We start from the raw sequence: 21,973 nt of genomic DNA, 5'->3' as shown, positions 1-21,973 counted from the left end.
CGGCCCGCGGGTGGCAGGCTGACGGATGAGGCGGCAGATGGTAATGAATCGTATACCGGCGGCCATGCCCGCGCGTCACGGCGTGCGGGCCAGCACCAGCGCGCAGACCTGCAGCGCACCCGCATCGCGCAGGGGCGCTGCGGCCGCATGCAGCGTGGCGCCGGTGGTCATCACGTCGTCCACCAGCAGCACCCGCTTGCCGGCCAGTTGCGCGGCCCGCAGCGGGTCGGGCACGAAGGCGCCGCGCAGGTTGCGCAGCCGTTCGGCACGCGCCAGGTGGCTCTGCGCCTCGGTATCGCGCACGCGCAGCAGCATCCGCGCGTGCACCTGTGGGTGGCCCAGCGCGCGCGCCAGCAGCAGGGCCTGGTTGTAGCCGCGCTGGCGCAATCGCTCGGGTGACAGCGGCACGGGCACCACCAGGTCGGCCTGGGCCAGCGCTGCCTGCGCGCCTGGGGCACGCACCATCAGTTGCGCCAGGGCGCCGGCCCAGCCGGGCTCCGCATGGAACTTGAACTGGGCCAGCAGGTCGGCCCAAGGAAAGGCGTAGCTCACCGCGGCCACGCAGGCATCCAGCGGCGGAGGGCGGCGCAGGCAGTCGCCGCACTGCGCGACGCCGTGGGGCAGCAACCGCGCGCAGGTGGCGCAGCGCGGGAGCGGCGGAGCAAACTGCATGCGGCAGGCGTCGCACACGGGGCGCGCGGGCCAGGCATGGCAGACCGCGCAGCGGCTGGGCACTGCCGCGCCCACGCGGGCCAGGCCGCGCGATATCCCTGCCAGGTGCGTGGCCAGATGCGTGAACAGCATGGGCTCAATATACTCGCGGCCATTTGCGGCCCGCCATGTCCGAACACCTTCCGCCCACCATCGACCCGGTTGCCGCTGCACGCTGGCATGCCATGGTGCCCGAGGTCTCGCCCTGGTTGCACGAAGAGGTGGCGCAGCGCATGCAGGAGCGGCTGCAGTGGATCGTGCAGGCGCCGCAGGCCTGGTGCGACTGGGATCCGCTGCGCGGCGGCGTGCAGGGCCATGGCCTGGTGGGCCAGCATTTCGAACAAGCCGCCAGCCATATCACCGAGACTTCATCACCCGCGGGGGAGGCGCTGGCGCGCGTGCGCTTCGCAAAGCCCTGGTGGAGCCCCGCGCGCTGGACCGCGGCGGCGCCGCGCTTCGGGGTGCCGCCCGAGGGCAGCGTCCAGATGCTGTGGTCCAACATGGCCCTGCACATGGCGGCGGACCCGCAGGCGCTGATCACCCAGTGGCATCGGGCACTGGCGGTGGACGGTTATCTGATGTTCTCGTGCCTGGGCCCTGACACGCTGCGCGAGCTGCACGCGCTGTATGCCGAGCTGGGCTGGCCCGCCGCCGGCCACGCCATGACCGACATGCACGACTGGGGCGACATGCTGGTGCATGCGGGGTTTGCCGAGCCTGTCATGGACATGGAACGCATCACGCTCACCTTTGCCACGCCCGAGCGGCTGCTGCAGGAGCTGCGCGGCCTGGGGCGCAACCTGCATCCGCAGCGCTTTCCCGCGTTGCGCGGGCGCCACTGGCGCCAGCGACTGGAAGAGGCGCTGGCCCAGCGGCTGGCCGACCCTCGCCACGAGGGGCAGCTTGCATTGACCTTCGAGGTCGTTTACGGCCATGCCTTCAAGCCCGCGCCCCGCGTGCGCGTGGAGGGCAGCAGCGCGGTGTCGCTGCAGGACATGCGCGCCATGCTCCACGCAGGACGCACGGTGCCGCGCTGAGGGGGCTGCGGCGCAATTTGCGCTGTCAATGACCTCAATCAATGCAGGCTATAATTCTTTGAGATTGCAGATTCGGAACTCTCTTGGCGCGCCTGCATCGGGTGGTCGCCCGCGGCCGGCGGCGCGTCTTCTGGGGTTCTGATGGCGCCACGCGGCGCTCTCAGGCCTCCTTTCTGCGTCACTTCTTGGCAGTGTTCTCTCGGGACTAACGTGTATTGCAGCCATGTCCCGTGCTGGGCATGCTGAATGCGATCAAGAGAGTCCGTGTTGGATTGCGGAGACAACAGGCTGCCAGGAAAGCGGTCTGGACTGATTGGTGAAAGCGGGTGCACGGCATGCCCGCATGGCTTTGTGCGCCGCCTGACCCCACGCAGGCGCGCACCGAGGGATTGGTCAATTGGAGCTTAGAAGTAAGTGAGAACTATGAAGAGCATTTCCAACAAGCTGGCTTCTGGGCTGCTGATGGCCGGAGCATGGGTGGGCACGGCGGCCCATGCGGTTCAAAGCCTGCCCGGCGGCCCGGCGGTGAACCAGCTGAACTTGCACCCCCCCGTGACCAAGATCGCCGAGGAGCAGCACTTCCTGCATTGGATGATGCTCATCATCTGCACGGTGATCTTCGTCGGCGTGTTCTCGGTGATGTTCTATTCGATCTGGAAGCACCGCAAGTCGCGCGGCGCCCAGGCCGCCAATTTCCACGAGTCCGTCACCGTCGAGGTGGTCTGGACGGTGATCCCCTTCATCATCGTGGTCCTCATGGCCCTGCCGGCCACCAAGGTGCTGGTGGCGCAAAAGGACACGACCAATGCCGACCTCACGGTGAAGGTGACCGGCTACCAGTGGATGTGGGGCTACGACTATCTGTCGGGCGAGGGTGAGGGCCTGTCTTTCATCTCCACGCTGGACAGCAGCCATCGCCGGATGTCCGACAGCGGCAACGTGGCCAATGCACCAGCCGACTACCTGCTGAAGGTGGACGCACCCCTGGTGGTGCCGGTGGGCAAGAAGGTGCGCGTGATCACCACGGCCAACGACGTGATCCACGCCTTCATGGTGCCGGCATTCGGCATCAAGCAGGACGCGATCCCCGGCTTCGTGCGCGACACCTGGTTCCGCGCGGAAAAGGTGGGCGACTACTACGGCCAGTGCGCCGAGCTGTGCGGCAAGGAGCACGCCTACATGCCGATCCACGTCAAGGTAGTGTCCGCACAGGAATACACGCAGTGGGTGGATGGCGAGAAGAAGAAGGCCGCCGCCAAGCTGGACGATCCCAGCAAGGTCTGGACGCTGGACGCGCTGCTGCCGCGCGGCGAGAAGGTCTACGCCGCCAACTGCGCCGCCTGTCACCAGGCCAACGGCAAGGGAGCCGGCCCCATCAAGCCGCTGGACGGTTCGGCCATCGTCACCGACGCCGACCACGCCAAGCAGATCCAGGTGGTGCTCAAGGGCGCTGCCAACGGCGCCATGCCCGCCTGGGCGCAGCTCAGCGACACCGATCTGGCCGCCGTGGTGACCTACACCAAGAACGCCTGGTCCAACAAGACGGGTCAGCTGGTGCAGCCGTCTGAAATCGTGGCCCAGCGCGGCAAGTGAACCGCAACGCCCAACGCATTGAGGAATCGAACATGAGCGCAGTTCTGGACAATCACGGGCACGCCGGCGGCCACGCACACGACCACGGTGACCACCACCACGGCCCCACCGGCTGGCGCCGTTGGGTGTTTGCCACCAACCACAAGGACATCGGGACGCTGTACCTGCTGTTCTCGTTCACCATGCTGATGATCGGCGGCGTGCTCGCGCTGCTGATCCGTGCCGAGCTGTTCCAGCCCGGGCTGCAGGTGGTGAACCCCGAGCTGTTCAACCAACTTACCACCATGCACGGGCTGATCATGGTGTTCGGCGCCATCATGCCGGCCTTCGTGGGTTTCGCGAACTGGATGATCCCGCTGCAGATCGGCGCGTCCGACATGGCGTTCGCGCGCATGAACAACTTCAGCTTCTGGCTGCTGATTCCGGCGGCGCTGCTGCTGGTGGGCTCGTTCTTCATGCCCGGCGGCGCACCGGCTGCGGGCTGGACGCTGTATGCGCCGCTGACGCTGCAGATGGGCCCGTCGATGGACGCCGGCATTTTTGCCATGCACATCATGGGCGCCAGCTCCATCATGGGCGCGATCAACATCATCGTCACCATTTTGAACATGCGCGCGCCAGGCATGACGCTGATGAAGATGCCCATGTTCGCCTGGACCTGGCTGATCACCGCCTACCTGCTGATTGCCGTGATGCCCGTGCTGGCCGGCGCCATCACCATGACGCTGACCGACCGCCACTTTGGCACCAGCTTCTTCAACCCCGCCGGCGGCGGCGACCCGGTGATGTACCAGCACATCTTCTGGTTCTTTGGCCACCCCGAGGTGTACATCATGATCTTGCCGGCCTTCGGCATCATCAGCCAGGTCGTTCCCGCCTTCAGCCGCAAGAAGCTGTTCGGCTACGCCTCCATGGTGTACGCCACCTCGTCCATCGCGATCCTGTCGTTTATCGTGTGGGCCCACCACATGTTCACGACCGGCATGCCGGTGACCGGCCAGCTGTTCTTCATGTACGCCACCATGCTGATCTCCGTGCCGACGGCCGTGAAGATCTTCAACTGGGTGGCTACCATGTGGCGCGGCTCCATGACCTTTGAAACCCCCATGCTGTTTGCCGTGGGCTTCATCTTCGTGTTCACCATGGGCGGTTTCACCGGCCTGATCCTGGCCATGGCCCCGATCGATATCCAGCTGCAGGATACCTACTACGTGGTGGCCCACTTCCACTACGTGCTGGTGGCCGGTTCGTTGTTCGCCATGTTCTCGGCCTACTACTACTGGAGCCCCAAGTGGACGGGCATCATGTACTCGGAGACGCGCGGCAAGATCCACTTCTGGGGCTCGCTGATCACCTTCAACATCACCTTCTTCCCCATGCACTTTCTGGGGTTGGCGGGCATGCCGCGCCGCTATGCCGACTACCCCATGCAGTTTGCCGACTTCAACGCGCTGGCGTCCGTCGGGGCACTGGGCTTTGGACTGATGCAGGTGTACTTCTTCCTGTTCGTCGTGCTGCCGGCCATGCGCGGGCGGGGCGTGAAGGCGCCGCAAAAGCCCTGGGAAGCCGCTGAAGGCCTCGAATGGGAAGTGCCGTCGCCCGCGCCGTTCCACACCTTTGAAGTGCCGCCCAAGCTGGACGCTACGGCCACGCGGGTGATCGGCTGACATTCCGGGAGATCGCCATGACCACGCCGGAGCAAAAAAAATCCAACCTGCGCATGGCGCTGATCCTGGCGTCGGTGGCGGCGGTGTTCTTCATCGGCTTCATGGTGAAGATCGCCTGGCTGCATTGACGAAAGGGCGGGACCATGGGTGCGCGTAGCGAGAACCTGAAGATGGTGGGCAAGCTGGCCGTGGTGACGGTCGGCATGTTCGCCTTCGGCTACGTGCTGATCCCGATCTACAAGCACATTTGCGAGATGACGGGCATCAACATCTTGTCGCTGTCGGAGCGGCAGGTGCCCGGCAACGGCACGGCCGGCCGCAACGCCCAGGTGCCCGCCAACAGCCAGGTGGACAAGACCCGCCTCATCACTGTGGAGTTCGATGCGAACGCGCGTGGTCCGTGGCAGTTCCGGCCCGCGCAGCGCTCCGTGCAGGTGCACCCGGGCGAGCTGGCCACGGTGATGTACGAGTTCCAGAACGTGCAGGACCGCCGCATGGCCGCGCAGGCCATCCCCAGCTATGCGCCGCGCCAGGCGGCCGCCCACTTCACCAAGCTGGAGTGCTTCTGCTTCAACCAATACACCCTTGAGCCCGGCGAGAAGAAGGAATGGCCCGTGGCCTTCGTGATCGACCCGCGCCTGTCCAAGGACGTCACCACGATCACGCTGTCCTACACCTTCTTCGAAGTCGGCGGCAAGACGCCGGCCGCGCCCCAGTCCACGGCCGCCGCACTGCCGGCGACTTCCGCGGAGGCCGGTTCATGAGCCCCACGCCCCCGCGTCCGCCGCGCAAGGGATCGCTGTTGCGCACCCTGCGTGCCGTGGCATGGTCGCTGATCGGGTTGCGCAAGGGGGAGCAATACCAGCGCGACCAGGAGACGCTGCAGCCGCTGCACATCGTGTTCGTGGGATTGGTCGCTCTGTTTGTGCTGGTGCTGCTGCTGATCGGACTGGTGAACTGGATTGCTTGAGGCCTGCCGCCGCTGATAACAACGAGACAACCGAGAACTTTGAGAACGAGGAGCTGAAATGAGTGCATCTACCCACGGCACGACGCCTTACTACTACGTCCCCGCGGAGTCTCGCCACCCCGTGCTGGCGGCGGCGGGGTTGTTCTTTGTCCTCCTCGGCGCGAGCCAGTGGATCAACGGCCATGACTGGGGCAAGTATTCGCTGGCCTTCGGCCTGGCCTGGTGGCTGTTCGTGCTGTACCAGTGGTTTCGCGACGCTGCGCGCGAGAGCGAGGGCGGCCTGTATGGCCGCAAGATCGACCTGTCGTACCGCTGGAGCATGAGCTGGTTCATCTTCTCGGAGGTGATGTTCTTCGGCGCCTTCTTCACCGCGCTGTGGTGGGCGCGCGCGCACTCGGTGCCGGCGCTGGGTAGCCTGGACAACGCGCTGCTGTGGCCCGACTTCAAGGCCGTCTGGCCCAGCATGGCAGCGGGGGTGACCGCCTCGCCGGCGGGCATCGTCGAGCCCTTCCAGACTGTCGGCCCGTTCTGGCTGCCCACCATCAACACCGCGCTGCTGCTGACGTCGGGCGTCACGCTCACCATCGCCCACCACGCGCTGCGCGAAGGCCAGCGCGCCAAGACGATCGGCTTCATGTGGGTCACGGTGCTGCTGGGCTTCGTGTTCCTGTGCGTGCAGGGCTACGAGTACTTCCACCTCTACACCGACCTGAACCTCAAGCTCACCTCGGGCGTGTACGGCTCCATCTTCTTCATGCTCACGGGCTTCCACGGTTTCCACGTGTTCGTGGGCATGCTGATGCTGCTGTTCATCACGCTGCGCCTGCACAGCGGCCACTTCACGGCCGAGCGCCACTTCGGCTTCGAGGGCGCGGCCTGGTACTGGCACTTCGTGGACGTGGTCTGGCTGGGCCTGTACATCCTGGTGTATTGGATGTAATCCCGTCTCCGGATCGGGAAAAAGCGCCGCAAGGCGCTTTTTTTACGCGGAGGTGGTTGCTTCAAAAACAGGAGCTGCCTGCGCTTGATAGATAAGCACTTTGGATATAAATACTATTGAAAGCCCTGTGCACCAAGCGCAAGGCGCTCACTTTTTTGATGGCCATCGGCGTGCGCCTCAGCGCACTGCGGCGGGCAGCCCGGTTGGCTGGATGTACCCCAGCTTCCAGGCCAGCAGCAGGCACAGGAACAGCACGATGGACAGCCCCACGCGCAGCCCCAGCGCGCGGGCCATGCGCTTGCCCTGTTGCCGGTCGTCGCCCTTGCCGCGCATCATGAAAAACAGCGCCGAGCCCAGGCTTGCGATGATGGCGAGAAACGCCAATGCCACCAGAATCTTCATGAGGCCCATTATCCGGTGAACCCTGCCCGACAACCCTTCGGCCTGCGCTTCTGGCTGGTGACCCTCGCGGCGCTGGTCGCCATGGTGGTGACCGCGTCCCTGGGCCGCTGGCAACTGTCGCGTGCCGCGCAGAAGACCGCGCTGCAGGCGGCCATGGACGAACGCCAGTCCCGCGCACCGCTGCAGGGTGCCGAACTGGCACAGGCGCTGCAGTCGGCATCGCAGGAGGCCACCGCGCCGCTGCTGCACCGCCGCGCCGAGCTGCGCGGCCAGTGGCTGCCCGAGGCCACGGTGTTCCTGGAGAACCGCCAGATGTACGGGCGTCCGGGCTTTTTCGTGTTCACGCCCCTGCAACTGGCGGACAGCCCGCGCGTGGTGCTGGTGCAGCGCGGCTGGGCGCCGCGCAACTTCCTGGAGCGCACGCGCCTGCCGGAGATCACCACCCCTGCCGGACCGGTGCAGTTGGAGGGGCGGCTCGCCGGACCGCCGGCGCGGTTGTATGAGTTCGCACCCACCGCCCAGGGCGAGGGGTCTTCGCGCATCCGGCAGAATCTGGACCTGGCCGCCTATGGGGCCGAGACCGGCCTGGCGCTGGCGCCCCTGACCGTCGTGCAGACCGGCGCCGCCAGCGACGGGCTGCAGCGCGACTGGGCGCCCATCGACAGCGGCGTCGACAAGCATTACGGCTACGCATTCCAATGGTTCGGGCTTTGCGGCCTGGTGGCAATCCTCTATGTCTGGTTCCAATTCGTCCGACGCTTCCTTCGCCCAGGCCGCCAGCGTGGTGCCTGAGACCGGCGGCCAGCAGCCGCTGGGCCTCACGGTGCACAGCCTGCCCCAGGCCGGCGATGCCATGGCGGCGCTGCAGCGCTCGCGCAGCGGCCGCTGGCAGATGCTGGGGCTGTTGCTGGTGTGCGCGGCGCCCGTGATCGCTTCGTACTTCACCTATTACGTGCTGCGTCCCGAGGGCCGGCGCAACTTTGGTGAGCTCATCGAACCCCAGCGCGCCTTGCCCGCGCAGGCCGCAGCCACCGCATTGGACGGCACGGCGCATACGCTGGGCGAGCTGCGTGGCCAGTGGCTGCTGGTGAGCGTGGCAGCCGGCGCCTGCGACGACGGCTGCCGCAACAACCTGTACCTGCAGCGCCAGTTGCGCGAAACCATGGGCCGCGAGAAGGAGCGCATGGACTGGGTCTGGCTGGTGTCCGACGGCGCCGTGCCCCCGGCGGAGATCGCCCCCGGCCTGCAGGGCGCCACCGTGCGCCGCGTGGATGCCGCCACCTTGGCCACCTGGCTGCAACCCGCGCCCGGCCATACGCTGGAAGAACACCTGTACGTCGTAGACCCGCAGGGCCACTGGATGATGCGCTTTCCCGCGCGGCTGGACCGCGCTGGCGCGGCCAAGGCCAAGCGCGACCTGGACCGGCTGCTGCGCGCCTCGGCATCATGGGACCAGCCCGGCCGCTTGCAGGAGGCCCCGTGACGGACATGCAGCCGCTGTACGACCTGGCGCCGGCCCTGGAGCTGATGGCCCTGGGCATCGTGATCGCCCTGGGCCCGCTGGCCTGGGTGTGGTGGCGCGGGCGCGGCAACACGCCGGTGCGGCGTCTGCAGGCGCTCACCGTGCTCACGCTGTTCCTCACCTTCGACTTGGTGCTGTTCGGCGCCTTCACGCGCCTGACGGACTCCGGCCTGGGCTGCCCCGACTGGCCGGGCTGCTACGGCAACGCCAGCCCGGTGGGCGCGCGTGCGGAGATCTCGGCCGCACAGGAAGCCATGCCCACCGGCCCCGTCACCCACGGCAAGGCCTGGGTGGAGATGATCCACCGTTACCTTGCCACCGGCGTGGGCGTGCTGATCATCGCGCTCACCGTGGGCGCGTGGCGCCAACGCCGCGCAGCCGCACAGTTGCCTCAGTTGGCAGGGGCGGCGCCCGCGCTGAGCCCCTGGTGGCCCACCGCCACGCTGGTGTGGGTGTGCCTGCAGGGCGCTTTCGGCGCGCTCACCGTGACCATGAAATTGTTCCCGGCCATCGTCACGCTGCACCTCATCGGCGGGCTGGTGCTGTTGGCGCTGCTGTGCGTGCAGGCCGTGCGCCAGACGCAGATGACGCAGGGCGTGGTGCCCGTGGCGCTGCCACGCGGCCTGCGCTGGCTGCTGGGCGTGACGGCGGCGCTGGTGGCGCTGCAGGTCGTGCTGGGCGGCTGGGTCAGCACCAATTACGCGGTGCTGGCCTGCACCACTTTCCCGCAGTGCCAGGGCAGCTGGTGGCCCGACATGGCGTTTGCGGAGGGCTTTCAGGTCTGGCGCGCGCTGGGCCTGCTGCAGGACGGCAGCCACATCAGCTTCGCCGGGCTCACGGCCATCCATTACGTGCACCGGCTCGCGGCCTACCTGGTGCTGGCGGCGCTGGTGGTGCTGGCCTGGCGCCTGCGCCGCGCGGGCGTGTTGCGCGACCCGGCGCGCTGGCTCGCAGGCCTGGCGCTGCTGCAGTTTGTCACCGGCCTGTCCAACGTGGTGCTGGACTGGCCGCTGGTGGCCGCCGTGCTGCACACGGGCGGCGCTGCCGCGTTGGTGGTGGTGCTGACCTGGGCGCTCACGGCCAGCCGCGCCACTGCCGGCGCCACGGCTTCGCAGCCGCGCGCCGGTGCCGATTCCGTCAAGAGAGTTTCCGCATGAGTGCCGCTCCTGCTCCCGCCCCCGCCGCCGCAGCGCCGCGCGCTCTGCCGTCGCGGCTGTCCCAGTTCTACGCGCTGACCAAGCCGCGTGTGGTGCAGCTCATCGTGTTCTGCGCCTTCATCGGCATGGTGCTGGCCGTGCCGGGCATGCCCAGCGGCGCGCAGTGGGCGTTGATGGCCGTGGCCAGCGCGGGCATCTGGCTCGTGGCTGGTGCGGCGGCGGCGTTCAACTGCATCGTGGAGCAGGGCATCGACGCCAAGATGAAGCGCACGGCCTGGCGCCCCACGGCCAAGGGCGAGCTGTCCAACACGCAGACGCTGCTGTTCTCGGCGCTGCTGTGCGCGGCGGGCTCGGCGCTGCTGTACTGGTGGGTGAACCCGCTGACCATGTGGCTGACGTTCGCCACGTTTGTCGGCTATGCGGTGATCTACACGGTGATCCTCAAGCCGCTCACGCCGCAGAACATCGTGATCGGCGGCGCCAGCGGCGCCATGCCGCCCGTGCTGGGCTGGGCCGCGATGACCGGCGAGGTGGGCCCCGAGGCACTGATCCTGTTCCTCATCATTTTCCTGTGGACGCCGCCGCACTTCTGGGCACTGGCGCTGTACCGCGTGGAGGACTATCGCAAGTCCGGCCTGCCCATGCTGCCCGTCACCCACGGCAACGAGTTCACGCGCCTGCAGGTGTTTCTCTATACCTTGATCCTGTTCGCAGGCTGCCTCATGCCTTTCGTGTACGGTATGAGTTCGTGGATCTACCTTGCAGCCGCCGTGGTGCTGAGCGCGGGCTTTTGCCTGTACGGCTTCCGGCTGTGGCGCGACTACTCCGACACGCTGGCGCGCAAGACCTTTCGTTTCTCGCTGATCCACCTGAGCCTGCTGTTCGCGGCGCTGCTGGTGGACCACTACCTCCTGTGAAGCAAGCTTATGGATAAACGTGATGCTCTGAAAAAAATAGCTGCTGGCGCTTTCTGGATGGGCGTTGCAGGCACTTTTGCCGCATGTTCTCCGAAGGCGCCCAAGTTCCAGGGGGTGGACCTCACGGGTGCCGAGTACGCGCGCGACCTGCAGTTGACCGACCACAACGGCCAGCCGCGCAGCCTCAAGGACTTCGCGGGCAAGGTGGTGGTGGTGTTCTTCGGCTACACGCAATGCCCGGACGTTTGCCCCACGTCGATGTCCGAACTGGCCGACGTCAAGCGCGCCCTGGGCGCGGACGGCGACAAGCTGCAAGGCATCTTCGTCAGCGTGGACCCCGAGCGCGACACGCCCGAGGTACTCAAGGCCTACATGGCCAACTTCGATCCCAGCTTCCTCGCGCTGCGCGGCACGCCCGAGCAACTGGCCGCCGTGGCCAAGGACTTCAAGATCTACTACAAGCGCGTGGAGGGCCAGACCCCCACGAGCTACACCATGGACCATTCCGCCGGCAGCTATGTCTATGACCCTGCCGGCCGCCTGCGCGTGTACCACCGCTACGGCAGTGGGGCACAGAGCCTGGCGGCCGACGTGCGCGCTCTGCTGGACGAAACCCGCTGATTCCACGCGCTCCACGCGCCCAGGGGCTGGCGTGTGGCAAAAACCACATTGCCCGTAGGGCCTGAATTGACGTGTGCGTCACCTTGGGTGGCGATAGGCGCCAGGAGAGCGTCGCGCCTGCCTAGAGTGCACAGTGGCTGGGCGCCAGGCGCATCGACGGTGATGGCGCAGGCGCCGGCCACGGCCTCAACCTACCGACGCCCTACCGACGCGCCATGGATTCCTTTGCCCCTGCCGCCCGCCCCCGGTCCGAGGACGGCGTGACGCACCCGCCGCCCCATCGGACCGATGACGCCGCCGACGACAGTGCGGCGGCCTTCCTGCAGCGCATCGGCAGCCTGAGCGCGGGAACGCTGGAGCGCGCTGCCATGGATGCGGCGCCCGACGGCATCGTGCTGGCCGACCGACAGGGCCGCATCCTCATGGTCAACGCCCTCATGGAGACCATCAGCGGCTACACCAACGCGCAGTTGTGCGGCCAGTCCATCGACCTGCTGGTGCCGGTGCACGCGCGGCCCGAGCATGGCCAGCATATGCAGCGCTACCACCAGTCTCCCAGCCGCCGGCCCATGGGCATGGGGCGCGACCTGTGGTTGCAGCGACGCGACGGTAGCCAGGTGCCGGTGGACATCGCCCTCGGCCATTCCTCCTCCCACGGGGGTACGGTGGTGGCTTTTGTGCGCGACGTCTCCGACCTGCGGCGCCTGGAGGCGCGCATGCACTACCAGGCCACGCACGACACGCTGACCGGCCTGCTCAACCGCTGGACGTTCGGCCAGCGGCTGGAACAGGCGATCGCGGAGCAGGCGGCAGCGCAAAGCCCGCCCTTCGCGCTGCTGCTGCTCGATCTGGACGACTTCAAGGCCATCAACGATGGCTACGGCCATGCCGCCGGCGACCAGGTGCTGCAGGAGGTGGCGCGGCGCCTGCGGGGTGCGCTGGGCACGGGCGACATCCTTGCGCGCCTGGGCGGCGACGAGTTCACCGTGCTGTTGCCCGGGGTGGCCAGCGCCGCGCAGGCCGAGGGCGTGGCCGCGCGGCTGATGCAGGCGCTGTGCGTGCCCTGCCGCGTGCAGGGGTTCGAACTGAACTTCGGCGCCAGCATGGGCATCGCGCTGTGCCCTCAGGATGCGGGCGACGCCGCCACGCTGCTGCGCTATGCCGACATGGCCATGTACCACGCCAAGCACCGCGGGCGCGCCAACTTCGCGTTCTACGCCCCGTCCATGGGCCGCAAGATGGCCGAGAAGATCCAGTTGCACGACCGGCTCAAGCTGGCCCTGGCCTACGGCGGGCTGACGCTGCATTACCAGCCGCAGGTCGAGGTGGCCACCAACCGCATGGTGGGTGTGGAGGCCCTGCTGCGCTGGCACGACCCGCAGCTGGGCGAGGTGTCGCCCGAGCGCTTCGTGCCCGTGGCGGAGGCCACGGGACTGATTCTGGAGTTGGGCGCCTGGGTCATGGCCGCGGCCTGTCGCCAGATCGCGGCGTGGGAGCGCCAGGGCATGCGTTTGCGCGTGGCAGTGAACCTGTCCGCCCAGCAGCTGCGGCAGACAGACCTCGTCGAGCAGGTGGCGCGCAACCTGCGCACCCACCATGTCCCGCCCGAGTTGCTGGAACTGGAGGTGACCGAGTCCGAAGCCCTGGCGGACCCCGAGCAGGCCTGCCAGGTGCTGAACGAGCTGCGCGCGCTGGGCGTGGCCGTGGCGCTGGACGACTTCGGCACGGGCCACTCGTCGCTGGCCTACCTCAAGCGCCTGCCGGTGTCGCACATCAAGGTGGACCGGGAATTCATGCGCAACGTGCCTGCCAGCGGAGGCGACACCACGCTGGTGCGCGCCGTGGTCGCGCTGGCGCACACCATGGGGCTGCGGGTGGTCGTGGAGGGCGTGGAAACGCGCGAGCAGCTGCAGTTTTTGCGCGAGATGCAGTGCGCCTGCTACCAGGGCTGGCTGTTTGCCAAGGCGCTGGCGCCCGACGACGTGGCCCTGCTGTACGCGGCCGGTGCCGACGTGGCGGCGGAAGGTGCGCTGGGCTGAGGTGCAGGCAGCGACGCTGGCTTACAGCGCGGCGTGCACCGGCGCTTGCGCCGCAGGGGTGGTGCGCGCAGCCGCACGCGCCTGGTACAGGTTGGCCGCCGAGCGGCGGCCGCCGCGCGTGAGCGCCAGCAGCGGCGCGCGCTGGATCTCGCAGTGCCAGCGGTCGCGCCGCAGCACGCCTTGCTCCTGCGCCAGCAGCGCCAGGGCGCGCGCCACGGACTCGCGCGTGGTGGCGAGCAGGGCAGCCAGCACCGTATGGCTGGGCAGGCGCACCAGCGTGCTGCGCTGCAGCTCGGCCAGTTGCAGCAGCGCGCCCGCCAGTTGGCCCACCACGCCGCGGATGCGGGCGATGCGGCCCCAGTCGGCCAGGCGCGCGTTGGCGTTCAGTTGTTCGCGCGCCAGTTCCAGCAGGAATTCGCCTTGGGACTGGCGGCCCGCCCCCAGCAGGGGCGCCAGGTCCAGTTGGCAGACGCGCCCCGGCGTGACCGCCACGTAGGACAGGTCCGCCGGCTGCTGCAGCAGCGCGGGGGCGCCCAGGGCCTCGCAGCAGCCCGCCATGCCTACGGGGTGCTCCACTCCATCGTCGCCGCGGCGCTGCACCAGCAGCGTACCGATCTTGACCACCTGCACCCTGTGGATGCTCTCGCCCTGGCGCTGCAGCATCTCGCCCTTGCGAAAGCGCCGCTCCGTCAGGTGCCCGCGCCAGCCCGCGCGCGTTTGCGGGTCCAGGCGGCCCAGCAGGCACTGCTGCTGGCAGGCGCAGTCGTTGCAGGTATGGCCGCCGGAGGACGGATGGTCGGTCATGAGTACAAGCCAAAATGGGCTTCAGCGCTTGTCTGGCAAGCGGTGGAAGCTATGAATACCGTAGCGCCTCGCGGAGGGCCGGTCAACGGCCTCGGAGTGCTGGGGATTGGCGGAGAGTGTGCAAGGCGGGGCCGTCCTGCCCCGTGACCTAGGTCAACGTTTGGGACCAAGTGCCTGCACTGCGCGCCGCAGGCCGCGCCCCACGCCGTCCCTTACCGGCGTGGCCGCCGCGCTGCGACGGTGCGCGGTCAATCGGCGCGGATGCCCTGTTCGCGGATGACGCGGCTCATGGTGGCCGTATCGGCCTGGATCCGGTTGGCCAGCCCCTCGGCCGACGAGCCAATGGCCTGCCAGCCCTGCTGGAACAGCTTGGCGCGCACTTCGGGGCTGCGGGCGATCTCACCGATCACGCGGGACAGCCGTGCGCGCACCGGGGCGGGCATGGACGCGGGTGCGGCAAAGGCGTTCCAGATCTCCAGCTGGAAGTCGCGCACGCCGGCCTCCGCCAGGCTGGGCACCTCGGGCGCCAGCGTGCTGCGGCCCGCGGAGGTCACACCGATCAGGCGCAGCTTGCCCGCCCGTGCCTGGGCCTGCGCGAGCGCGGGCGGCAGCAGCGCCATTTGCAACTGGCCACCCAGCATGGCGGTGGCTACCTGCGGGTAGCCGGGGTACGGTACGTGCACCGGTGCAATGCCGGTGCGCGCCTTGAGCAGCTCGGTGCCCAGGTGGCCCACGGTGCCCACGCCGGGGGTGCCGTAGCTCCAGCGGTCGCCCGCGGTGCGCGCGGCCTGCAGGAAGGCGCGTGCGTCGGCGCCCGCGGGCACGTCGGGCTGGTTCACGGGAGCGGTCAGGACCAGGGGCGATACGCCGATCAGCGACAGCGGCGCGAAATCCTTCACGGGGTCGTAGGGCACGTGTGCGTTGAGCAGCTTGGCGATCGTCAGGTTGCCGTTGATGAACAGGCCGATGGTGTGGCCGTCCTGCGCCTTGGCGACCGCATCGGCGCCGATGTTGCCGCCCGCACCCACCTTGTTTTCCACGACCACGGGTTGGCCCAGGGCCTGGGACAGTGGCTCGGAGAAGGTGCGCGCCGTCAGGTCGGGCGAAGAACCCGGTGGGAAGCCCACGATGATGCGCAGGGGCTTGGCGGGCCAGCCGGGGGTGGCGGGCGCGGCATCCTTCTGGGCCACGGCGGCGCCGCAGGCCGAAGCCAGGGCCAGTGCCAGCAGGCCGCGGCGGGCGAGGGGGTGGGGGAACATGGGTGGCGATCTCCAGTCTGGGCCAGGCAGCCAGGTGCTGCCCCGCCGGCAAAGAAAAAGGCGCGTAGCCGTTGAGGGCTGCGCGCCTGGATTATCTGCCCGCGATCCGGGCTGCTGGGCGACGGCTCAGGCGTACTCGGCCAGCGCCTTCTTCATCTTTTTCATGGCGGCCACCTCGATCTGGCGGATGCGCTCCGCGCTCACGCCGTACTCGGCCGCCAACTCGTGCAGTGTCATGCCGCCCGAGCCATCGTCGTTCACCTGCAGCCAGCGCTGCTCCACGATGCGGCGGCTGCGTGCGTCCAGGCTGTCCAGGGCGGCGGCAATACCGTCCGTGGCCAGCGCGTCTCGCTGGCGCGCCTCGATCATGGCGGTGGGCTCATGGCCCGCGTCGGCGAGGTAGGCGATGGGGCCAAAGGCCTGCTCGCCGTCGTCGCTGGGAGCGGGGTCCAGCAGCACGTCGCCACCGGACAGGCGCGTTTCCATCTCGATGACTTCCTCGCGCTTCACGTTGAGCTGCTCGGCCACCAGGTCGATCTCGTGGTCGGATAAGGTTTCGCGGTGCGTGTCGGCGTCCAGCGCGTCGGCCTTGAAGCCCTGCTTCATGGAGCGCAGGTTGAAGAACAGCTTGCGCTGCGCCTTGGTCGTTGCCACCTTGACCATGCGCCAGTTCTTCAGGATGTACTCGTGGATCTCGGCCTTGATCCAATGCATGGCGTAGCTCACCAGGCGAACGCCCTGGTCAGGGTCAAAGCGCTTGACGGCCTTCATCAGGCCCACGTTGCCCTCCTGGATGAGGTCGCCATGCGGCAGGCCGTAGCCCAGGTACTGGCGCGAGATGGACACGACCAGGCGCAGGTGCGACAGCACCAGGCGGCCGGCAGCCTCGACATTGTTGTCATCCTTGAGCTGGCGCGCGTAGCGCTGCTCCTCCTCCTGCGTGAGCAGGGGAAGGCGGTTGACGGCGGAGATATAGGCGTCCAGGTTGCCCAGCGGGGGAACCAGCGCCCACGGGTTCGCGGGCGAGAGGGTCGTCACGGAGGTTGCAGTCTGGAGTGCCATATCGGTAGTCCTTTCTTCCATGCAAATCATATTAGCACTCCATTGGATAGAGTGCTAAAGGCATAGTTCCCCTACGGATGTAGGAAATAACCACCAAGAGGCGCAACGACGGCCCTTAAAACGCAGGTGGGGCTGCTTTCCCGCGCGGTCAAGGTCCGTTGTGCAGTTACGCCTTGTGCCAGACTTCGATCATGACATCTTCCCCAGACGCCCAGATCGCCGTTGTGACCACCACCGTGGGCGACGCCGCCGCCGCACACCGACTGGCCAGGGGCGCTGTCCAGGCGCGCCTGGCCGCCTGCGTGCAGGTGGAGGCCATCACCTCGCACTATGTCTGGCAGGGGGTGCAGCAGGCGGAAGCAGAGTGGCGGCTGGTGTGCAAGACGCTGCTGTCTGCCGCGCCCGCCTTGCGGGACTGGCTGCGTGCCCAGCACCCCTACGAAGTGCCGCAACTGCTCACCCACGCCGTGCAGGCAGAGCAGGACTATGTGCTGTGGGTGGCGCAGCAGGTGGACCCGGCCTCGATAGCCGGGCCTGGTCAAGCGCCGCGTTGAAGCAATGGCTGGCGGATGCCGCCTGCATCCGCCCACAGGGGGTAAGTAACTATCTCAGGTCAGAAGGGCCTGGGCGAATTCGCGTGCGCTGAAGGTCTCCAGGTCTTCCACTTTCTCGCCCACGCCAATGAAGTACACGGGCACGGGCCGCTCCTGCGCGATGGCGGCCAGCACGCCGCCCTTGGCCGTGCCGTCCAGTTTGGTGACGATCAGGCCGGTGAGTTGAAGCGCGTCGTCGAACGCGCGCACCTGCGCCAGCGCGTTCTGGCCGGTGTTGCCGTCGATCACCAGCAGCACCTCGTGCGGGGCGCTGGCATCGGCCTTGGTGACCACGCGGCGGATCTTCTTCAGCTCTTCCATCAGGTGCAGCTGCGTAGGCAGGCGGCCGGCGGTGTCCACCAGCACCACATCTTTGCCGCGCGCGCGGCCGGCGGTAACGGCGTCAAAGCTCACGGCGGCAGGGTCGCCCCCTTCCTGGCTGACGATCTCCACCGTGTTGCGCGTGGCCCAGACACCCAACTGCTCGCGCGCCGCGGCGCGGAAGGTATCGGCGGCGGCCAGCAGCACGCTCTCGCCATGGTCGGCCAGGTGCTTGGTGAGCTTGCCGATGGAGGTGGTCTTGCCCGCGCCGTTCACGCCGGCCACCATGATCACGGTGGGTGTGTGCTCGCCGATCACCAGCGGCTTTTCCAGCGGCCGCAGCAGGTCGGCCAGCGCATCGGCCAGCAGTCCCTTTACGGCAGCAGGCTCGGTGGTCTTGGTCTCTTTCACGCGGCGCTTGAGGTCCTCCAGCAGGTGCTGTGTGGCTTTCACCCCGGTGTCGGCCATGAGCAGGGCTTCCTCCAGCTCGTCGTACAGCGCGTCGTTGATCTGCGTGCCCGTGAAGACGGTCGCGATGCTGCTGCCGGTCTTGCGCAGGCCGGATTTCAGCCGGTCCATCCAGCCCTGGCGTGCGCCCCCGGGCTTCGGGGTGGGCTCGGGGACGGCAAGGGGCACGTCGATGGCTGCGGGGGCGCCGGCCGAAGGGGCAGCCGGCTCCGCCACGCTGGTGGCGCCTGCGCCAAAGGGCTTGCGCAGCCAGCCGAATGCTCCGCCACTGGCGGGGGCGTCGGCCGCGGGCGGCGCCGCAGGGCTGGCCACGTCCTCGGGTGCAAGGGCGGGTTCGGCGGGGCGGGCGGTTTCTTCTTGAAAAAACTGAACATTGGCGGGTTCGTAGAATCGCAGCCATTCTATGAAACGCGCTATCACCCTTGTGGGCCTGCTGGCCTGTCTGCACGCCTGGGCGCAAAACCCAGCGCATGAATCCCCACCTGCTGCGTCTGCCGCGGCGGCGCACGCCCAGGCCACCACGGCCAGCGGTGCGCAGCAATTCACCCTGAAGAACGGCATGCAGCTCATCGTGCAGCCCGACCGGCGCGCGCCCACGGCGGTGCACATGGTCTGGCTGCGCGTAGGCGCCATGGACGAGGTGGACGGCACCTCGGGCGTGGCGCATGTGCTGGAGCACATGATGTTCAAGGGCTCGAAGGCCGTGCCGCCGGGCGAGTTCTCGCGCCGCGTGGCGGCGCTGGGCGGGCAGGAGAACGCCTTCACCAGCCGCGACTACACCGGCTACTACCAGCAGATCCCGGCCGGGCGGCTGGCCGACGTGATGCAGCTCGAATCCGACCGCTTCGCCCACAACCAGTGGCCCGACGCGGAGTTCACCAAGGAGATCGAGGTCGTCAAGGAAGAGCGCCGCATGCGCACCGAGGACCAGCCGCGCGCCGCGCTCATCGAGCAGCTGTTCGCCTCCACCTTCATCGCTTCGCCCTACCGTCGCCCGGTGGTGGGCTGGATGAGCGATCTGGAATCCATGACCCCCGACGACGTGCGCCGCTTTTACCGCGACTGGTACGTGCCCGGCAATGCCGCCGTGGTGGTGGCGGGCGACGTGGACCCGGCGCAGGTGCTGGCCCTGGCGGAGAAGACCTACGGCACCATTCCCGCACGTGCCCTGCCGGCGCGCAAGCCGCGCACCGAGCCGGCGCAGCAGGGCCTGCGCCGCATCGCCTTCAAGGCGCCGGCCGAGCAGGCCTACGTGGCGCTGGCCTTCCGCGTGCCGGGTGTCACGCGCCTGGAGGACATGACCGATGCCGACCGTGACGGCCTGGCGCTGCTGGTGCTGTCGGCCGTGCTCAGCGGCTACGACGGCGCGCGCCTGGAGCGAGCCCTCACGCAGGGTGCGGACCGTGTGGCCGACGGCGCGGACAGCCAGGCGTCCATCCTCGGACGCGGGCCGGCGCTGTTTCTCATGACCGGCGTGCCCGCCGCGGGCAAGACCTCGGCCCAGGTCGAGGAGGCGCTGCGCGCCGAGGTGGCCCGCGTGGCGCGCGAGGGCGTGAGCGAGGCCGAGCTCTCGCGCGTAAAGACGCAGTGGGCGGCCTCCACCATCTACGCGCGCGATTCGCTTTACAGCCAGGCCAGCGATCTGGGCAGCAACTGGGTGCAGGGCCTGCCGCTGGACGCGGACGAGCGCATGCTCAAGCTGCTGCGCGCGGTCACGCCGCAGCAGGTGCAATCCGTGGCGGCGCGTTACTTCGGCGACGATCAGCTCACCGTTGCCACGCTGCTGCCCCAGCCCGTGGCGGCAGGCACCAAGCGTGCCGCCCCAGCACCCGACGCTGCCGGTGGCCGCGTGCATTGAGCCAAGGTGTCAGCGATGTACAAAACTCTTAAAACGATAGCTGCTCGCGCTTTGTTGATAAGCGCTGGAGCCATTTTTTATACCCAATCCGCGTGGGCGCTGCTGCCCATCCAGCACTGGACCGAGCCCAGCGGCGCGCGCGTGTGGCTGGTGGAAAGCCCGGCCATTCCGATGGTGGACGTGCAGGTCGACTTCGATGCCGGCGCGCGCCGTGATCCCGCGCCGCAGGCGGGCCTGGCTGCGGCGGCGGCCCTGATGAGTTCCAAGGGCGTGACTGCGGGCGGGCCGAACGAGCCCCCGATGGACGAGAACGAACTGGGCGAGGCTTGGGCCGACCTGGGCGCCAGCTTCGAGGCTGGCGCCGAGCGCGACGGCCTGGCGTTCTCGCTGCGATCGCTGACCGAGCCCGACTTGCTGGACCGTGCCGCGCGTCTGGCCGCGCGCCAGCTGGGCCAGCCCAGCTATGCACCGGACGTGTGGCAGCGCGAGCGGGCGCGCTGGAGCGCCGCCATCAAGGAGGCCGACACACGCCCCGGCACCGTGGCCAGCAAGGCCTTCAACGCCGCAGTGTTCGGCGGCCACCCCTACGGCCAGCGCGCCACGGCCGAGACACTGAACAACATCCAGCCGGCCGATCTGCAGGCTTTCCATGCCCAGTACCTGCAGGCCTGCCATGCGCGGGTGAGCATCGTGGGCGCCCTCACGCGTTCCCAGGCGCAGACGTTGGTGCAGACGCTGCTGTCGCGCCTGCCTGCGCCCCAGGCCGGGGCCTGCGCGCCGTTGCCACCCGTGGCCGAGGTGCAGCCGCTGGCACGCGCCGTGCAGGTGGATGTGCCCTTCGCTTCGGCACAGGCCCATGTGCTCATCGGCCAGCCGGGCTTTGTGCGCCGGGATCCGGACTTCCTCGCGTTGCTGGTGGGCAACCACATCCTGGGTGGCGGTGGCTTCACCTCGCGCCTGACCAATGAGGTGCGCGAGAAGCGCGGCCTTTCCTACAGCGTGGGCAGCAGCTTCTCGCCTGGCCTGAACGGCGGGGCCTTCGTCGTCGGCCTGCAGACCCGGCCCGACCAGGCCGCCCAGGCCGTGCAGGTCACGCGCGACGTGCTCGCGCGCTTCGTGGCCGAAGGACCCACCGAGGCCGAACTGCGCGCCGCCAAGGACAACCTCGTCGGCGGCTTTGCACTGCGCATCGACAGCAACCGCAAGCTGCTGGCCAACGTGGTCAACATCGCCTGGAACGACCTGCCGCTGGACTACCTGGAGCACTGGACCGACCGCGTGGAGGCCCTCACCGTGGCCGACATCCGCGCCGCCCTGCAGCGCAAGCTGCAGCCCGAGCGCATGGTGACCGTCATCGTGGGCGCGCAGCCGGCCGCCACGGCAAAGGCACGGCCATGAACCGGCGCGCCGCGGCGCCAGCCGCCCCGCGCACAGCCCCACGTACGGCAGTGCGTGCGCCCGCCAAGGGCGCCGGCGAGGTGCGCATCATCGGCGGTCAGTGGAAACGCACGCGCTTGCCCGTGCTGGACAAGCCCGGACTGCGCCCCACGCCCGACCGCGTGCGCGAAACGCTGTTCAACTGGCTGGGCCAGGACCTGACGGGCTGGCGCTGCCTGGATGCCTTTGCCGGCACGGGCGCCTTGGGTTTCGAGGCCGCATCGCGCGGCGCGGCCAGCGTGCTGCTGGTGGAGGGCGACGCCGCACTGGCCGCACAGCTGGAGACGCTGCGCCAGCGCCTGCACACGAGCGCCGTGCGCGTACAGCGTGGCGACGGCGTGGCCGCGCTGCGCCAGTGCGCGCCGGCCAGCATGCACCTGCTGCTCATCGACCCACCGTTTGGCGGCGAGCTGTTCGCCCCTGCGCTGCAGGCCGCCGCACAGGCCGTGGCGCCCGACGGCTTCATCTACCTGGAGGCGCCCGCAGCCTGGACGCAGGAGCAGCTCGGCCCGCTGGGGCTGGCGCTGCACCGGCACCTGAAGGCCGGGGCCGTGCATGCGCACCTGCTCCACAAAGCCTGATTGCTATTGATATA

22 protein-coding genes and 1 pseudogene are annotated in these 21,973 nt (G+C 68.5%); 17 read left to right on the top strand and 6 right to left on the bottom strand.

What is annotated here, in order from left to right; all coding sequences use genetic code 11:
- Nucleotides 1-75: 75 nt before the first annotated feature.
- Nucleotides 76-804, bottom strand: coding sequence for a ComF family protein (locus HND92_RS15820; protein WP_172208378.1), 729 nt, complete (start codon nt 802-804; stop codon nt 76-78).
- 35 nt (nt 805-839) lie between these two features.
- On the opposite strand from HND92_RS15820, the gene HND92_RS15815 reads away from it, so the two are divergent.
- The 7 genes from HND92_RS15815 to HND92_RS15790 all read left to right on the top strand — a co-directional run bounded on the left by HND92_RS15815 (nt 840) and on the right by HND92_RS15790 (nt 6,918).
- Nucleotides 840-1,748 carry a class I SAM-dependent methyltransferase gene (locus HND92_RS15815; RefSeq protein ID WP_172208376.1) on the top strand — a complete coding sequence of 303 codons (909 nt, stop codon included), beginning with the start codon at nt 840-842 and terminating at the stop codon, nt 1,746-1,748.
- Nucleotides 1,749-2,171: 423 nt separating this feature from the next.
- The gene (coxB, locus tag HND92_RS15810) at nt 2,172-3,341 is read left to right on the top strand and encodes a cytochrome c oxidase subunit II (RefSeq protein ID WP_172208374.1); all 1,170 of its coding nucleotides are present in this window, start codon (nt 2,172-2,174) and stop codon (nt 3,339-3,341) included.
- A 32-nt stretch (nt 3,342-3,373) separates the two neighbouring features.
- On the top strand, nt 3,374-5,008 hold the full coding sequence (gene ctaD / locus HND92_RS15805; RefSeq protein ID WP_172208364.1) for a cytochrome c oxidase subunit I: 1,635 nt from the start codon (nt 3,374-3,376) through the stop codon (nt 5,006-5,008).
- A gap of 17 nt (nt 5,009-5,025) precedes the next feature.
- Nucleotides 5,026-5,136: a cytochrome oxidase small assembly protein gene (locus HND92_RS19205; RefSeq protein ID WP_011806633.1), complete on the top strand. Its 111-nt coding sequence runs from the start codon at nt 5,026-5,028 to the stop codon at nt 5,134-5,136.
- A 15-nt stretch (nt 5,137-5,151) separates the two neighbouring features.
- Entirely contained in the window at nt 5,152-5,772 is a 621-nt protein-coding gene (locus HND92_RS15800; protein WP_088888409.1) for a cytochrome c oxidase assembly protein, read from the top strand.
- Nucleotides 5,769-5,978 (top strand): DUF2970 domain-containing protein, encoded by a 210-nt coding sequence (locus HND92_RS15795; protein WP_011806631.1) that lies wholly within the window; start codon nt 5,769-5,771, stop codon nt 5,976-5,978. The genes HND92_RS15800 and HND92_RS15795 overlap by 4 nt, the downstream gene beginning before the upstream one ends.
- A gap of 58 nt (nt 5,979-6,036) precedes the next feature.
- A complete protein-coding gene (locus HND92_RS15790) occupies nt 6,037-6,918 on the top strand; it encodes a cytochrome c oxidase subunit 3 (protein ID WP_172208362.1) in 882 nt (293 codons plus the stop codon).
- 177 nt (nt 6,919-7,095) lie between these two features.
- Here HND92_RS15790 and HND92_RS15785 read toward each other — a convergent pair whose 3' ends face one another.
- Nucleotides 7,096-7,320 (bottom strand): twin transmembrane helix small protein, encoded by a 225-nt coding sequence (locus tag HND92_RS15785; protein WP_015914161.1) that lies wholly within the window; start codon nt 7,318-7,320, stop codon nt 7,096-7,098.
- Between the two features lie 15 nt (nt 7,321-7,335).
- Here HND92_RS15785 and HND92_RS15780 point away from each other — a divergent pair, with 15 nt between their 5' ends.
- The 6 genes from HND92_RS15780 (at nt 7,336) to HND92_RS15755 (ending at nt 13,576) form a co-directional block, all read left to right on the top strand.
- Nucleotides 7,336-8,112 (top strand): SURF1 family protein, encoded by a 777-nt coding sequence (locus HND92_RS15780; protein ID WP_088888411.1) that lies wholly within the window; start codon nt 7,336-7,338, stop codon nt 8,110-8,112.
- The gene (locus tag HND92_RS15775; RefSeq protein ID WP_172208360.1) at nt 8,054-8,803 is read left to right on the top strand and encodes a hypothetical protein; all 750 of its coding nucleotides are present in this window, start codon (nt 8,054-8,056) and stop codon (nt 8,801-8,803) included. Before HND92_RS15780 ends, HND92_RS15775 begins: the two co-directional genes overlap by 59 nt.
- The gene (locus HND92_RS15770) at nt 8,800-9,999 is read left to right on the top strand and encodes a heme A synthase (protein WP_172208358.1); all 1,200 of its coding nucleotides are present in this window, start codon (nt 8,800-8,802) and stop codon (nt 9,997-9,999) included. Before HND92_RS15775 ends, HND92_RS15770 begins: the two co-directional genes overlap by 4 nt.
- Nucleotides 9,996-10,916 carry a heme o synthase gene (gene cyoE / locus HND92_RS15765; RefSeq protein WP_011806625.1) on the top strand — a complete coding sequence of 307 codons (921 nt, stop codon included), beginning with the start codon at nt 9,996-9,998 and terminating at the stop codon, nt 10,914-10,916. The genes HND92_RS15770 and cyoE overlap by 4 nt, the downstream gene beginning before the upstream one ends.
- A gap of 57 nt (nt 10,917-10,973) precedes the next feature.
- Nucleotides 10,974-11,537: an SCO family protein gene (locus HND92_RS15760; RefSeq protein WP_015914157.1), complete on the top strand. Its 564-nt coding sequence runs from the start codon at nt 10,974-10,976 to the stop codon at nt 11,535-11,537.
- Nucleotides 11,538-11,752: 215 nt separating this feature from the next.
- Nucleotides 11,753-13,576: a bifunctional diguanylate cyclase/phosphodiesterase gene (locus HND92_RS15755; protein ID WP_172208356.1), complete on the top strand. Its 1,824-nt coding sequence runs from the start codon at nt 11,753-11,755 to the stop codon at nt 13,574-13,576.
- A gap of 21 nt (nt 13,577-13,597) precedes the next feature.
- On the opposite strand, the gene HND92_RS15750 is transcribed toward HND92_RS15755, so the two are convergent.
- The 3 genes from HND92_RS15750 to rpoH form a co-directional block, all read right to left on the bottom strand.
- The gene (locus HND92_RS15750; protein WP_172208354.1) at nt 13,598-14,380 is read right to left on the bottom strand and encodes a Crp/Fnr family transcriptional regulator; all 783 of its coding nucleotides are present in this window, start codon (nt 14,378-14,380) and stop codon (nt 13,598-13,600) included.
- A gap of 248 nt (nt 14,381-14,628) precedes the next feature.
- Complete coding sequence (locus HND92_RS15745; protein WP_172208352.1) at nt 14,629-15,639, bottom strand: tripartite tricarboxylate transporter substrate binding protein; 1,011 nt, start codon at nt 15,637-15,639, stop codon at nt 14,629-14,631.
- 126 nt (nt 15,640-15,765) lie between these two features.
- The gene (gene rpoH / locus HND92_RS15740; RefSeq protein ID WP_172208350.1) at nt 15,766-16,701 is read right to left on the bottom strand and encodes an RNA polymerase sigma factor RpoH; all 936 of its coding nucleotides are present in this window, start codon (nt 16,699-16,701) and stop codon (nt 15,766-15,768) included.
- A 191-nt stretch (nt 16,702-16,892) separates the two neighbouring features.
- Here rpoH and cutA point away from each other — a divergent pair, with 191 nt between their 5' ends.
- Nucleotides 16,893-17,255 (top strand): divalent-cation tolerance protein CutA, encoded by a 363-nt coding sequence (cutA, locus tag HND92_RS15735; RefSeq protein ID WP_011806619.1) that lies wholly within the window; start codon nt 16,893-16,895, stop codon nt 17,253-17,255.
- Nucleotides 17,256-17,309: 54 nt separating this feature from the next.
- Here cutA and ftsY read toward each other — a convergent pair.
- Nucleotides 17,310-18,457: pseudogene (ftsY, locus tag HND92_RS15730) on the bottom strand (signal recognition particle-docking protein FtsY).
- Nucleotides 18,458-18,486: 29 nt separating this feature from the next.
- Between ftsY and HND92_RS15725 the strand changes: the two are divergent.
- The 3 genes from HND92_RS15725 to rsmD are packed head-to-tail and all read left to right on the top strand — an operon-like array spanning nt 18,487 to nt 21,959.
- Nucleotides 18,487-19,941, top strand: a complete 1,455-nt coding sequence (locus HND92_RS15725) for a pitrilysin family protein (RefSeq protein ID WP_172208348.1) — start codon at nt 18,487-18,489, stop codon at nt 19,939-19,941.
- 15 nt (nt 19,942-19,956) lie between these two features.
- The gene (locus HND92_RS15720) at nt 19,957-21,339 is read left to right on the top strand and encodes a pitrilysin family protein (RefSeq protein WP_172208346.1); all 1,383 of its coding nucleotides are present in this window, start codon (nt 19,957-19,959) and stop codon (nt 21,337-21,339) included.
- Nucleotides 21,336-21,959, top strand: coding sequence for a 16S rRNA (guanine(966)-N(2))-methyltransferase RsmD (gene rsmD, locus HND92_RS15715; protein ID WP_011806615.1), 624 nt, complete (start codon nt 21,336-21,338; stop codon nt 21,957-21,959). The genes HND92_RS15720 and rsmD overlap by 4 nt, the downstream gene beginning before the upstream one ends.
- The last annotated feature ends 14 nt before the right edge of the window (nt 21,960-21,973 follow it).

This window comes from Diaphorobacter sp. JS3050 (genome assembly GCF_013154915.1).
Lineage (GTDB): Bacteria > Pseudomonadota > Gammaproteobacteria > Burkholderiales > Burkholderiaceae_C > Diaphorobacter > Diaphorobacter nitroreducens.
The sequence above is the reverse complement of the archived record's forward strand: the minus strand, read 5'-3'. Positions and strand labels throughout refer to the sequence as shown.